The sequence below is a fragment of the Corynebacterium aurimucosum ATCC 700975 genome (assembly GCF_000022905.1).
Taxonomy (GTDB): domain Bacteria; phylum Actinomycetota; class Actinomycetes; order Mycobacteriales; family Mycobacteriaceae; genus Corynebacterium; species Corynebacterium aurimucosum_F.
Window position 1 is genome coordinate 169317 of sequence record NC_012590.1, and the last position, 13322, is coordinate 182638.

The 13322-nt window shown below is 60.5% G+C and carries 11 protein-coding genes, 1 tRNA gene and 1 other RNA gene; 11 read left to right on the forward strand and 2 right to left on the reverse strand.

The features are described 5' to 3' along the window. The first annotated feature begins 20 nt into the window (after positions 1 to 20). From CAURI_RS00985 to CAURI_RS01005, 5 genes are read left to right on the forward strand one after another with little or no spacing between them, the layout of a single operon-like run. Positions 21 to 2441, forward strand: a complete 2421-nt coding sequence (locus tag CAURI_RS00985) for a SaeA-related protein (RefSeq protein WP_010188423.1) — start codon at positions 21 to 23, stop codon at positions 2439 to 2441. A 2-nt stretch (positions 2442 to 2443) separates the two neighbouring features. Beyond that, positions 2444 to 4117, forward strand: coding sequence for a GAP1-N2 domain-containing protein (locus CAURI_RS00990; protein ID WP_010188424.1), 1674 nt, complete (start codon positions 2444 to 2446; stop codon positions 4115 to 4117). 18 nt (positions 4118 to 4135) lie between these two features. Beyond that, positions 4136 to 5095: a hypothetical protein gene (locus tag CAURI_RS00995; protein WP_010188425.1), complete on the forward strand. Its 960-nt coding sequence runs from the start codon at positions 4136 to 4138 to the stop codon at positions 5093 to 5095. Continuing rightward, positions 5095 to 6105, forward strand: coding sequence for a TRAFAC clade GTPase domain-containing protein (locus CAURI_RS01000; RefSeq protein ID WP_010188426.1), 1011 nt, complete (start codon positions 5095 to 5097; stop codon positions 6103 to 6105). Before CAURI_RS00995 ends, CAURI_RS01000 begins: the two co-directional genes overlap by 1 nt. After that, a complete protein-coding gene (locus CAURI_RS01005) occupies positions 6102 to 6596 on the forward strand; it encodes a hypothetical protein (RefSeq protein ID WP_010188427.1) in 495 nt (164 codons plus the stop codon). The genes CAURI_RS01000 and CAURI_RS01005 overlap by 4 nt, the downstream gene beginning before the upstream one ends. 28 nt (positions 6597 to 6624) lie before the next feature. On the opposite strand, the gene CAURI_RS01010 is transcribed toward CAURI_RS01005, so the two are convergent. After that, positions 6625 to 7965: a hypothetical protein gene (locus CAURI_RS01010; RefSeq protein WP_010188428.1), complete on the reverse strand. Its 1341-nt coding sequence runs from the start codon at positions 7963 to 7965 to the stop codon at positions 6625 to 6627. A 58-nt stretch (positions 7966 to 8023) separates the two neighbouring features. Here CAURI_RS01010 and gluQRS point away from each other — a divergent pair, with 58 nt between their 5' ends. The 3 genes from gluQRS to CAURI_RS01025 all read left to right on the forward strand — a co-directional run bounded on the left by gluQRS (position 8024) and on the right by CAURI_RS01025 (position 10832). Beyond that, positions 8024 to 8965, forward strand: a complete 942-nt coding sequence (gluQRS, locus tag CAURI_RS01015) for a tRNA glutamyl-Q(34) synthetase GluQRS (protein ID WP_010188429.1) — start codon at positions 8024 to 8026, stop codon at positions 8963 to 8965. Between the two features lie 11 nt (positions 8966 to 8976). Continuing rightward, positions 8977 to 9312 carry a hypothetical protein gene (locus CAURI_RS01020; protein ID WP_010188430.1) on the forward strand — a complete coding sequence of 112 codons (336 nt, stop codon included), beginning with the start codon at positions 8977 to 8979 and terminating at the stop codon, positions 9310 to 9312. Positions 9313 to 9620: 308 nt separating this feature from the next. Further along, a complete protein-coding gene (locus tag CAURI_RS01025; protein WP_012714761.1) occupies positions 9621 to 10832 on the forward strand; it encodes an IS256-like element ISCau1 family transposase in 1212 nt (403 codons plus the stop codon). Between the two features lie 198 nt (positions 10833 to 11030). Here CAURI_RS01025 and CAURI_RS01030 read toward each other — a convergent pair. After that, a tRNA-Ser gene (locus CAURI_RS01030) sits at positions 11031 to 11119 on the reverse strand. A gap of 166 nt (positions 11120 to 11285) precedes the next feature. Here CAURI_RS01030 and ffs point away from each other — a divergent pair. The 3 genes from ffs (at position 11286) to CAURI_RS01040 (ending at position 13299) form a co-directional block, all read left to right on the forward strand. Continuing rightward, an RNA gene (ffs, locus tag CAURI_RS13360) (signal recognition particle sRNA small type) lies at positions 11286 to 11384 on the forward strand. An 81-nt stretch (positions 11385 to 11465) separates the two neighbouring features. Then, positions 11466 to 12737, forward strand: coding sequence for an aspartate aminotransferase type Ic (locus CAURI_RS01035; RefSeq protein ID WP_010190010.1), 1272 nt, complete (start codon positions 11466 to 11468; stop codon positions 12735 to 12737). Next, the gene (locus tag CAURI_RS01040; RefSeq protein ID WP_080550381.1) at positions 12685 to 13299 is read left to right on the forward strand and encodes a suppressor of fused domain protein; all 615 of its coding nucleotides are present in this window, start codon (positions 12685 to 12687) and stop codon (positions 13297 to 13299) included. The genes CAURI_RS01035 and CAURI_RS01040 overlap by 53 nt, the downstream gene beginning before the upstream one ends. The last annotated feature ends 23 nt before the right edge of the window (positions 13300 to 13322 follow it).

A 13322-nucleotide genomic window follows, 5' to 3' on the forward strand; every position in this document is an offset into this window, starting at 1 on the left:
GACCTTCTTAAGGAACGTTGATGACACACAATCAGAAACCTTCGATTGCGGATGTGCCGCTGAGTGAGCTTAAGTCCCTGCACCAGCTCAAGCGCGTAAACGCCGATGATGTGCGTGCAGCTGTATCAGCGCCGTTTAGGCAGTTCGCCGAGCAGATTGCCGCCGCGTATAACGGCGAAGCGGTCGAGCACCCGGAGCTGAGCGCGCAGGCGCGCAATGCTGCGGTGGACCAGGAACGTGCTGCGCAGGAGCGCGCGGCACAAGAGAGGGCAGCGCAAGAACGTGCCGTGCAAGAACGCGCGGCACAGGAGCGCGCAGAACGCGAGCGCGCCGCACAGGCTGAAGCGCAGGCCCGCCAACGCGAGCAAGCACAGCGTGCCGCTGCAGCCGCCGGTGTAGCGCAGACAGGTTCCGCGGCTCAACCCCAACCGGCGCAAGCAGCGGCACAGCCGCACGATTTCTTCGCCGAGTGGGAGGCACTGCAGGCAGAGGAAGAGCAAAAGACTCAGGTTAACGAAGAGGACTACATCACCATCCCTGGTTTCGGGATTAAGGCGGAGTACCAGTTTCGCCAGGACCCGAACTGGGAAGCCCCCGGCATCGAGTTTGAAGTCGAGGTGCCGCAAGAGGCGGCGCTGGAGCAGGAATCTCAAGAAGAGCCTGGCTACGGCATAGAGCCAGAACCGGAGCCGGAGGATTCCGATCAGCGCCATCCGGTGCGCCTGTGGTGGCCGGAGCTCGAGCACGCGCCGGATGAGGTGGTGTTCTACCGAGTCGTCGCCGATGACGCAGAGATGGTGGCGTCCCCGGATGCCGGTGACACCCTCGTCTACACGAAGGGAACCGCCTACCGTGAACACGAGCCGGGCGAGACAGGCTTGCGCCACTACGCGGTATGGGCTTATAAGGGCCGCGACCTTCGTGAGCTTGTCAACAGCCAGCCGGTATTCATGGGAGACACGGGCGTGGTCTTCCCGCCGGTGAACGTTCAGGTGTCCACCATCAAGGGCGCCATTCAGGTGTCTTGGGACCTGCTGCCGGGGCACTCGAGCGCCATGGTTTATGCCTGCCGCGATAGCGAGAAGGAAAAGCTGTCCCCGCGCTTCGAACAAGACGTGGACAGCAGCGGGCGCAAGGCGACTATTCCGGTGCAAGAGACCGGACAGACCGTCGTCATCTCCTTGCTGGGCCAGGCGGAGTTCCACGGCGCTACTGAGCAAAGCCAAGACGAAGTCGCAGTCCAGCGCTCCGTGAAGCTCGCCAGCGAGCTGGAGAAGCTGGAGCTCTCCCGTTGCGAGCGCCGCAGCGAATACGGACAGGACACCATCGAGGTGGATTGGTACTCGCCCAAGACCGGCGAGGTAAAGATTTATCTCACGCCCACCGCCCCGCAGGCGGACCTGCGCACGTCCGCAGTGCCGAAGACCTACGTCGAAAGCGCACTGTCGAGTGCTATCAGTGAGACCCGCGGTGTGTCCGAACCGGGCTCCTTCCAAACCACCACGGTGCCGTGGCCGCCAGATTGGTACGAGGTTTACATCACCCCAGTGAACTTCAACGATGCTGATGCCTGGGTAGGTGAATCCAAGGTGCTGCAGCGCGTGCAGTCCATTGAGGATGACCAGTTCCGGCTCATTGAGCGCGTGGACAGCCAGCTCATTACCTTCGATTGGCCGAAGGGTGCAACGGCGGTGGAGTACTCCACCAACCGCGAGCACGATCAGATCCGCGAAGAGGACTACGACCTCCAGGGAGGCATCCGCCTGCACCTCGATCAGCACGGTGATACCGTGCGGCTGAAGCCTTATGCGGTCTTCGCAGGCAAGCGCACCGAGGGCAATGAGCGCGTGATCCAGTACGAAGGTCTGCGCCCAGTGACCTATGACTTTGAGGTCGATTCCTCCCAAGGCCAAGCCAGGGTGTTCCTCTGGAGCTTGGGCAACGGCGATAAGCGCCAGTTCTCCTGCCAGGTGGTCTACCGAGCTGACCGCCTGCCGCTTTTCCCCGAAGACGGCGAGGCGCTCGGCATTGTGGAGACCAATCTGCAGAGCACCACGCACGTGGCTCATGGCTTGGGCCCGATGCGCGGGCAGCACCCAGATTTCACGGTGGCATTAGGCGAGCGCATTCAGCGCGGCGGCTTCATCCGCCTGTTCGCCGTCGAGGGCTTTGATAGCCAGGTTGATACCTCGTTCGACAGCTTCGGTGGTGATGATGCCTTCAGTGGTTTCTCGGAAAGCTACAGCGATGCTTCCTCGACGCTGAGCGCATCAGATAAAGCTGTGGTGGTAGAAGGCGATGTGTCCTACCGACTGGGGCTGTACCCACCCGTGCAGAATCAGGCTCCGAACTATGAGGCGCAGTATGAGCAGCAGAACTACGACCAGCAGAACTACGGGCAGGATTATTCGCAGGATCAGTACTTTCAAGGAGGCCAGTAGTTATGGGCGGCGCCTTTAGCTATGCATCATTTTCCCGTGCCAATGGCCGCGCCGGTGGCTGGGGTGTAGGCCAGAAGGCCGGTGATATCACCCAAGAAGAGTTGGCTGAGCTCGTGTCCTTCGTGCCGACCTCTCTCAACAACGGCACGACGATCCCGGATTTCCCCTCTGCCCAGCAGCGCGCGGAACTGGTTCGCCGTACTGCGGTCTTTGCGCTCACCCCTGAGGCGGAAAAGTGGGTCACCATGGTATCCGTCCCCGCGGGCCTGGATGCGACCGGCCGCGGCGGCAACGTCTTTACCTACACCTCGATTTCGCGCACGGGAACCCCGCCGGCACCGGCGACGGTCCTGTTTTCTCCTGACATCCCAGCACCTTTTTCCATCTACGAGGTGGATAAGGTGCAGATTCCGGAAAAGATCTCAGCGCGCGGACCGTTGCACTCGGACGTGTTGTTGGAAGAGTTTTTGGATGGCGAATTCCGCTACCCAGAGAAGCTTCCCGCACCGTTCAAGGCGGTAGCCCCGAACCCGAATCCGAGCTTCAACCGTGCGCTGGTTTCTGCCATGGCCACAGTGTTGAATTCCCGCAACGGCCTGGTCATCCTCGTGGCCCCTGATAACCAGGCAGCGCTGTGGATTGCTGCCACCGCCCGCGAGGTGGGGGAGGATGGTTTCGGCTTCTCCACTTTTGAAAAAGCCGCCGCCATCAATGAGTTCCCGCTGAGCACTTCCACCATGCTCGTGGTGCCGCCGAGCGAGAAGCAGCGTCTCGCGGAGACGGCGATCCCCGGCAATCCGGTCGTGTTCGCCCTCGATGAGGCCCTGCCAGACGTCAGCTCCTATGCAGAAAATGCCGCGGAAGAAGCTGAGTCTGCGGCTCCGGAGCCACAGCAAGAGCAGGCCGAGCAGCGCACTGTTACGACACCCATAGCAGAGGAGAACGCTGCAACGGGTAGCGAACCTGCACAGCGAGACGCGCAGAGCTTTGACGATTCTTGGGGTCAGGACTCAGCTGATTTCGGAGCACCTATCGCAGATTCCTCACCTTTTGCGCTCCCGGGTCATGGACCCGCGGGTACTCCGCCAAATCCCCTCGATGCGCCTGAGCCGAACACGGCGCAGGAGAACCCTTTTGCCACGAAGGCGGAGGCCGCGCCGGCAACGGCGTCGGGCGGCAACGCCAACGTTCCTGGACTCAGCGCCGAGGAGTGGCATAGGCTCAAGGAATTCGATCCGCGCTGGTGGATCGAGCACCTTGATACCCACCGTGGTCGCTCCATCCAGCTGGCCTACCTCGATAAAAACTCGTTGGGTGAGGGGTTGGACAAGCTGTTGATGTCCGCGATTGTTGCCTCCTGGGTTTTCTACTTCCCGCGGGATTTCAACCTCCTAGCAGAGGATGCCCTGCAGCCCTGGGAGGACCGCGAGCTCGAGCACATCGGATACCTCACCGCTACGCACTTCGCCGGAATCATCGCACTGGATCATTGCGAGCGCTATGCCACGGGGCGCGTCGCCATGTTGCTAGATGGCACGACACAGTTGCTGGCGGAGCGCTCAGCTCCCATGCAGCAACGACCGGGCCCATCGTATTTTGAACCGAACACAGCATGGCAACACCGGGGAGCAGCTCTCGGTGAGCACGGTCGAAACATGGGATTCCACGGAAGGTAAGAGAAGGAAATAAGCGTCATGGCTAAATACACACTGCGGGACGGAGAGTCCCGCCGCATCGGCTCAGACGGCATCCTGCGCGTCGAAGCCTTCGAGATGGGAACCGGCGGCGCCTCCATGGAGCTGGCGATTTTGGGAGAAGGTGTTGATGCCGTGCGCGTCCACGACCTCTCCATCATGGTGCACTCCCTGCCCGAGCGCGCCACCATCGTCGTGCGCCCGAAGCGGAATGGGACCTTCGGCCTGCGCAGCGAGGTCCGCCTGACGGTGAGCAACTCGAGTGATTCGGTGACGTTCCCGCGCGTGCTTATCGACGCCGCCGAGGACTCCGCCGAACGCCTCGCCGAGGTCACCCCGGAATCCGGCAGCTACCACTTAGAAGCATTCGGCACGACCGAAGGCGCCGGAATCACCGATTCCGCCCGCGAGGTGCGCTCCAAGATGCGTCGCGCGGAGCTGGATGTCGCAGGCCTTGATAATGTCACCGTGGTCGTCGATGGTTCCGCCTCCATGCAGATCAATGTCACACCGAAGATCGTCGAGGCGACCGCCAAATATATCGATGCGCTCTCGGATGCCTTCCGGCACTTCCGCGCCACTGATGGGCAGGACAGCATCGAGACCCATAAGGTGGATGAGCTGACCCGTTTCATCGCGGACGTCATTGATAGTGGAGCGGAGCGTGTAGGTCAGCGGCCGTGGCGCTTGCCGACTCTCACCTCCACGTCCTCGCTGGTCATCTACGTCACCGATTCTCCCGTGACTTCCATGCTGGAAACCCAGGTGCCCACCGTGGTGCTCATCACGAGCGCTATCGGACGCCAGGAGCTGGAGCTCGCGCGAATCAACGGAACCCCGGCTCATGTGGCGTACGCGGTGATCGACGGGGACGTCGTCAAGCAGCTCGAATCCGGCGCGAACACGGAGCTTTCGGAATTGACTGACCGCGTCACTGCCATGCTGAAAGAGAGGAACTAATGAGCCAGGCACGTTGCCCGTGGACCTTTAAACCGCTCGAGGATGGTGTGACGGTAAGCCCATACACCAACCGGGAGCTGCCGCAGGGATGGACCGACGCCGTGACACATTGCGTGGCCATGGCCGGCGCGCGTAACTCCGGTAAGTCGCTCTACACCGCGGTGATGATCAAGCAGCTCAAGCAGCTGGCGCACAAGCACAACCGCTCCGTCCAAGCGGCGGATGAATCCACGCGCGAGCGCTACGCCGAGGTTTATGAGAAGCCGCTCTTTGAGGAGATGCGTGCCATGGACCCCACGCCAAGTGCGGTGGCTACCGACGCCTACCAGCGCGACCCACTGATTTTTGAGCTCGGTAAGTGGCCTGATGAACAGGGACACGAGCGCATGAATTACTTGGTCTTCCGCGACGTGGCGGGCGAAGACTTGGAGAACCCGCCAGAGAACGAAGCCGACCGCGAGAACCTCGCTTTCTTCTCCCACGCGGATTTGGTGATTTTCCTCTTTGACCCGCTGCGTGTGCAGCAAATTCAGGACTTTATCCACGGTCTGATTCCCAATATTGGTGAGCTCGGTGCGGATTCCCTGCGGGTTCTGGACAACCTGCTGGCGCTGCTCGATACGGATACCCCGCCGCCACTGGCCGTGACCATCTCGAAGTTCGACACGGTGCAGAAACTTGAGCAGGTGGATGACGTGCGTTGGAAGAAACTCATGGCCAACCGCGGCTCCGCTTTCCGCCGGGATACCGGGTGGAACTTCCGCGATTCGGACCGCTGGATGGTCCACCTTGAAGCCGAATCGCTGTTGCGCTTCTTGGGTGCTAATGACCTTATCAACAAGATCTATTCGGCAGCTCCGCGCGGCGGTAGCTTCTTCGTGGTCTCCGCGTTGGGTGAGGCCCCGACGGGCCGCCAGCTAGCCCGCAGCGGCATTGCGCCCTACCGCGTTCTGGATCCCATTCGTTGGTTGCTGAGCCAACGCGGCGTCTTTGCGCAGGATGTGTCATGACTTTCGGTAGCCCACAACCCCCAGGAACCCCGCCGACAGGCTCGCCTGCCGCGCCCGCACCGGACTATCGCTACGGTGCAGTCACCGATTCTGTCCGTCAGACCCGCCGTGCCGCCGATATGAAGGCGCAATGGGCACCGTGGCCGTTGAAGATTGCAGCGGTACTGGAGGTCTTCATCACGAGCTACGCGGTATACAACATCTGCCGGCTCATCGCCTTTGAAAACAGCCCGGCGGCGGTAAGCCGCACGGACCAGCTCTCCACTGAGCTCGGCGTGTTACTTGCCGTACTGGTTCTCTTGGTGTGTGCCCTCACCACCTATGTGCTGCACGCGCAGCAGTCCGCGCGGATTGCGCTGACCGTTATCAGCGCCATCGTGGTGCTGCTCATTCCGGCGAGTTCGGTCATGCCCGCGTCCATCGCATCGGCGGTGGTCATTGTGCTGCTGTGGCTGCCTGCGAACCGGCAGTGGTTCGGCGGCCAAGCGTGACAAGCCTAGGCCCCGTGCACCGCGGGGCTTAGGCCTTCTTGCGCAGCTCCTCGAGAGCGCGCACATTATTGGCCTTGGCAAAGAGGTTGAACGCAAGGTGGTACATCTTGCGCGCGCGGTCTGTTGCGTCGGCGGAAGAGTAGCGATCACCTAAAAGTTCGGCGACCTCCGCCATGGCGTTTTGCTCCGACGGTGTCGTGGCTTCGGCGACAGAGTGCCGGTCCAAGAAATCGAGCAAAACCTGGGTGGATTTAAACATGTCCTGCGCCTGCAAGCGGAGGCTTTCGGAATACAGGACGGTCCACTTGGCGGATACGGGAAGGCTCTGGAGCTTGAGCGAATCCACGTAGCGCGAGGCCAAGATGTCATAGGCCTCCTCTGGATCGCTGTGGCGAACATCGAGGGCCACGGTCTTGAGCAAAGCATGGAGCTCGCCATCGAGGTCTCCGCAGCGTTGGAACTCGCGGGCAGCAGCGGCAAAGCAGGCCACGCGCTGCTCTAAGTCTGAAGAAGAGTGCTGTGCAGCATCGCTATAGAAGCGGGCTAGCATCACTGCGGGGAGCTGCTGGTACTCCTCGTCCGTCCGTGCGTTGGAGAGGATGGTGAAAGATTGCGTAGCCACGCGCTCGCAGTCGGCGGCAGAATTAGATGCCCACAGCGCGCCCACGGCGGACTCGAGGATGGTGCGGAGGATGTCACCCATCGTGGCCCCTGCGCCGTCGAAATCTCCTCCAGTGACGGCGTCGTTGATAGCCACGAATTCAGCAGCGTGTCCTTTCACTGCACTCGCTTCACCGCTCTTGGCAGATTCTAGGCGCTCTTGGAGCACGGCCAGTGATACATTGCTGTCGGTGCTTGAGGTGTTGCTGGCGGAGCCGGAGGACACCTCCGCGCTGGTGGGGGCGGATTCAGAGAAGTCTTTTTGGCTGGCCGCGGTGCGCGCTGCGGCAATTTCATTCAACGCCGTGTCGTCGCCAGCTGCAGCGGCCTTGGCTGCGAATTTCTCTGCCGCTTCAGTGTTGTTGTTATCCAGCCATGCGCGGGCCACGCGGGTATAGCCGGTAGCCACGAGCGCAGGCTGTCCGGTCAGCGCGCCCAGTGAGGCAATGGTGAGAGAATCGTCGATGTTCTCGATGGTGCCGGCAGCCACGCGAAGGGTTTCGCGGGCTTCTAGGTACTGGGCGGCGGGGACGGCGTCCTCCACGCTGCCCAAGAACCTGTCATCTGCGAGTACTCGGTTGATCTGCTCATCAATGTGGGCGGATTCATCGGTGGGGAGAGAAACCCCCGGCGCCTGGGCCCGCGCGAAGGCGAGCATCTTCTCGGCGTCGGCAGAATCAAGCAGGGGATACGTCGCATCAGAAGCCATGGGGGAGATTCTAGTAGAGGACCCCGACGCGCGCGGGACTCCTCGTAGACTGGTTGCCATGGATTTTCTCAGCCCCGCTGGGCGCTATGCCCCGAGCCCGTCCGGAGATCTGCATCTGGGTAACCTGCGCACGGCGTTGCTGGCTTGGCTCTACGCCCGAAGCAGTGGGCGCCGCTTCCTTGTTCGCGTGGAAGACATTGACACGCAGCGCTCCTCCCGGGAGTCGGCACAACGCCAGTTGGAGGACCTTGCCGCGCTCGGCCTGGACTGGGACGGGGAAGTCATCTACCAGCAGGATCGCTATGCGGCTTATGAGGCGGCGCTGGCGCAGCTTCCTACCTTTGAGTGTTACTGCTCGCGCAAAGATATCCAGGAAGCTTCCCGTGCGCCGCATGCTATTCCTGGGCAGTATCCGGGAACGTGCCGCGATCTCAGTGACGCCGAGCGCAAGGCCAAACGCGCCGAGCTCGCCGCCCAGAACCGCGTGCCCGCCATACGCTTGCGTGCTGACGTCTCCTCCTTCACCATCCATGACGCCTTCGCCGGCGAGTACACCGGGGAGGTGGATGACTTCATCTTGCGCCGTGGCGGCCAGCCCCCGGCGGATCCGAGCCAGGGTATGGACTGGGCCTATAACTTGGCGGTCGTCGTTGACGATGCCTTCCAAGGTGTCGATCAGATCGTGCGCGGCGATGACTTGCTGTCTTCCGCCCCGCGTCAGGCCTACCTGGCGCACAAGCTGGGCTATCCGGAGCCGGAGTTCGTTCATGTCCCGCTCGTGCTGAATTCGAACAACGTCCGCCTGTCCAAGCGCGATGGGGCAGTAACTCTCCGCCAGTTACTCGCGGATCCGGGGCGAGAACTAAGCGATGTGATCCGCCTGCTCTCCCGCTCGCTGGGCTATGACGCCGAAGGGATTAATACCGCCGCGGACCTCCTCGAACGCTTTATCCCCGATAAGCTTTCACGGGAGCCCTTTGTCTGGGATGGAACGGTGTAGAACGGAGCAGCATGGAAGCCTTTGAGTACGCCCATCTGGAAGACGGTCTAGACTACCTCTATGACTTCTTTGAAGAGGACTTGGAGGAGCGCGTGCGCGCCGGGCGCGAGCTGCTACCGGCGGGCATGGAAGACATCCTGGGGGATAGCACACTGGATGACTACGTGTGGCTGTGGATCAAAGAACCGGGGCCCAACGGTTTCCGCCAGTACCTGCGCGATGGCGGCTATGGCGAGGCCGAGGTGAAAGAGGCCCTCCTGCTTGCCCGCACCGAGTGGGGCATGAACACCCCGCCACACGTGGAGTGGCTCAAGGAAGACGGCTACGAGGCTCCCGAGTTCGATTAACAGCGTTTGGGTTGGATTGCACGGCTGGCAGACGGGCTGCAAAGAAACCAAAGTACTGAAACCTTATGCGAAGTGTTGCATGTAACCACCTGGGGTTTTCCGTTTGGAGTTCCGCAAATGGTTCCCCTACTTTGGGGCTTAAGGGACATTTCGTGTGGATAAACCGATACGGATTCCTGGGGCAGCCTGGGATAATACGGTGATCTTGATTTTGAATCGGTTCCAACGGCCCGATCTGTGAAATCAACACCGGATAGTCCTAGGTCTGTGATAAGGGGACTGCTGCTGGTGCGGTAAGGCCAATTCCTATGGCTAATAGGAATCGGCCGTCGTGTGACATGTGCGGCCACGGATTGGTTAAGAACGGCAAAACCGCGGCAGGAACCCAACGCTGGTTGTGTCCTCAGTGCAACGTTTCATCGATTAATACCCGCGCACACACCAGCGATATTCGGCACTTCAAAATCTTTATCGACTGGATTCTTTCCGGCGAATCCGCAGACCATTTAGCCAAACGCCTTGGGGTAACAAGGCGGACTTTAACCCGGTGGTTCAAGCTGCTGTGGTTTATCACCGTGCCCACGACTACTGACCCCTATCGGGTTTATGACCAGGTCTTTATCGACGGCACCTACTTCCACAAAAAATGCCTGCTGGTAGCCTGCACCGAAACACACGTCATCGCCTGGCACTGGTGCCTGCGTGAAAGCTCCTACGAGTACCTGAAACTGCTCGACAAAATCGCGCAACCACTCATCGTCACCACCGACGGGGCAGGCGGAGCACTCAAGGCACTGCGCATTAAATGGCCCGACGTTGCCATCCAGCGTTGCTTAGTCCACGTCCAGCGCAACACTTTTGCTGATATCAGCCGCAACCCGATTCACCCAGCGCATAAAGCAATCCGGAAACTGGGCTACATGCTCGTCCAGGTACACAACCGTGAAGATGCTGCGCGGTTTACTGCTGCAGTCCACCACACCCGCATTACCTTTGCTGATTGGCTTAAAGAGCGAACCTACCGCAGTGCTATACCAGCAGGCCAAGTACCGAAATGGGTCAGCCCCAACCAGAAATGGTGGTACACCCACCGCAACGCCCGCAGGGCTCTAAAACGGCTAGAAAAGCTTATTCACGCTGGACAATTATTTACTTTCCTTGACCCGCCTGAAGGTGTCACACAGGACTTAAAAGCCACCACAAACCTGCTGGAAGGCGGCATCAACAAACAACTCAAAGACTTAGCAGGAAACCATCGGGGCATGTTCGATGAGCATCAGCGCATCACCATGGACTGGTGGCTCTACACCCACACCGAAGACCCGGTAGCGCCACTGGAGTTAACCAAGCAACAAGACTTCGGACGCCAAGGAGAAAAAGCAGCACGCGCAGCCTGGGCAAAAGAAGAACTCACACGACGTGGCCACCCAGACGGACGACCAGCCACATACGACACCCACATCGACAACGAATGGAACCCCAGCTTAGGCATAAGAAAAGGCTGGGCCGGACGCTCCTAAATCCACACGAAATGTCCCTTAGCGCGACACGCCGCAAATCCACACGAAATGTCCCTTAAGCCCAAATCCACACGAAATGTCCCTTAAGCCTACTTTGGTTCCTTTGCCCGGTCGGCTTAAGGCTTAAGGGTCTACAGTGCTAAATGCGAGAAATCCCGGACCTCTTAGCGTGATGCTGTGAAGCCCGGGATTTCCCAGTGGCGGAGGATAGGGGATTTGAACCCCTGAGGGATGTGACTCCCGCACGCGTTCCAGGCGTGTGACATAGGCCGCTAGTCGAATCCTCCGCTGAGAAACATTACATGAGCCCCCTAATGAAGCAAAATCGCCAGGTCAGCGCGAAGAACTTGAGGGTTTAGGGGCGCGAGGTAAGAAGTGCGCTTGGAAGCGGAGCGGGAGCCGGGCGGTGGGGGAGCGGTTTGGCGTCGACAAGCAAGGCACGCTAGGCTAGACTGCAGGATTCCGCGTGGCGTCCATCCTCTGAACTCCCCCAGGGCAGGAATGCAGCAAGGGTCAGGAGGCTCTGGCGGGTGCGCGGGGTCCCCTTTTATTTTGTGTGCTTTAACACGGGGGATGTAACGGGGCGTTAGTATGGTTGCCATATGTCCGCACTACGTCCCGGAAGGAAGACGGATGTCTCTTCTTAATCTTGAAAAGTCCGAGCTTACTGAGCTTGCCGCGCAGGTACGCAAGGACTACGAGGCCCTCAAGGCTGAGGGTTTGGAACTTGACTTGACCCGAGGAAAGCCGTCTAAGGCTCAGCTTGATCTGTCCAATGATCTGCTCGTCCTGCCGGGCCGCGGCCACTACACCGATGCCGCAGGCAATGACCTGCGCAACTACGGTAACCAGAAGGGCATCAAGGAGCTGCGTGAACTGTGGGGCAAGCTCACCAACATGGATCCGGAGCTCCTCATCGCGGCGGATTCTTCCTCCCTGAACATCATGTATGACCTCATCCTGTGGGCCTACACCTTCGGCACCAACAGCTCTGAGAAGCCGTGGTCCAAGGAAGAGACCATCAAGTGGATCTGCCCCACCCCGGGATATGACCGCCACTTCGCCATCACGGAATCCTTCGGCTTCGAGCTGATTTCGGTACCGATGGAAGAAGACGGCCCGGACATCGAGGCGGTAGAGGAGCTGGCCAAGGACCCGCAGGTCAAGGGCATGTGGGTAGTGCCGATGTTCTCCAACCCTTCGGGCGCTGTCATCTCTGAAGAGAAGACTCGCCGCCTTGCAGCGATGGAGACCGGTGCACCGGACTTCCGCATCGTGTGGGATAACGCTTATGCCGTGCACACGCTGACCGAGGACTTCCCGGAGGTTCTGCCGATTCTGGAGATTGCAGAGCAGGAAGGTAACCCGGACCGCTTCTGGGCTATGTCCTCGTCGTCGAAGATCACCTTCGCTGGCTCCGGCGTGAGCTTCTTCGGATCCTCCGCGGACAACCTGAAGTGGTACCTGGAACATGCCGGAATCCGCGGCATTGGCCCGAACAAGATTAACCAGCTGGCACACTACGAGTTCTTTGGTTCCGCCGAGGGCGTGCGTGCGGTTATGCGCCGCCACGCTGCGCTGCTGGCGCCGAAGTTCGAAGCGGTTCTGCGCATCCTGGATAAGAACCTCACCCATCACGAAATCGCTGATTGGACCCACCCGGAGGGTGGCTACTTCATCTCCCTGAACGTGCTGGAGGGCACCGCGACCCGCGTGTGGGAGCTGGCCCGCGATGCCGGCATTCTCCTGACCAAGGCTGGCTCGGCCTTCCCCTACGGCAAGGACGAGAAGGACCACAACATTCGCTTGGCCCCGTCCCTGCCGCCGCAGGAAGAAGTTGAGGCAGCAATGGATGGCGTGGCCACCTGTGTGTTGCTCGCCGCACTGGAGAAGCTGGGGGCATAAGGCAATCAACTCTGACGAGACGGCCTACTGGCTCGACCAGATTATTCCCGCTGAACTGGCGTTTAAGAATGTCGAGGGGCAGCGCTTGGGCTTAGCTTCGCTGGAGGGTGAACAGTCCCTTGCGGTCACTTGTGGATTCGCCGACGTCGATACCGGCTTGGCGCACGCCGAGCAGGGGATCGATGTGCGCTGCGAGCTCCTCACCGTCGCCCGCACCAACCAGGCTGAAGCGGCTGCTGCAGTGAGTGCGGCAGCGGCATTGCTCACAGAGTCCGCAGGCTTGCTGCCCGCGCAGCCGGGTTTGCTCCTGCCCAAACTTTTTGCTGAAGGGGACGAGCGCTTCGCCCACGTGAGCGTGCGTCATGGCATGCTCATCGCCCCGTACCTGTGGGGTGGACAGACCCCGCAGGTGGCGGAGGAGGGCCGCCTGACACTGGTCTGCCAACTGCTGATGCTGAGCGACGCCGAGTACGCCTACGCCGTCGAGGAAGGCGTGCCGGCGCTGCAGCAGGCGGTGGCGGAGCAAGGCATCGATCTACTGGATTGGCAGCGCTCGGAGTGACGTGTCGGGGCGAGACGCTAGAC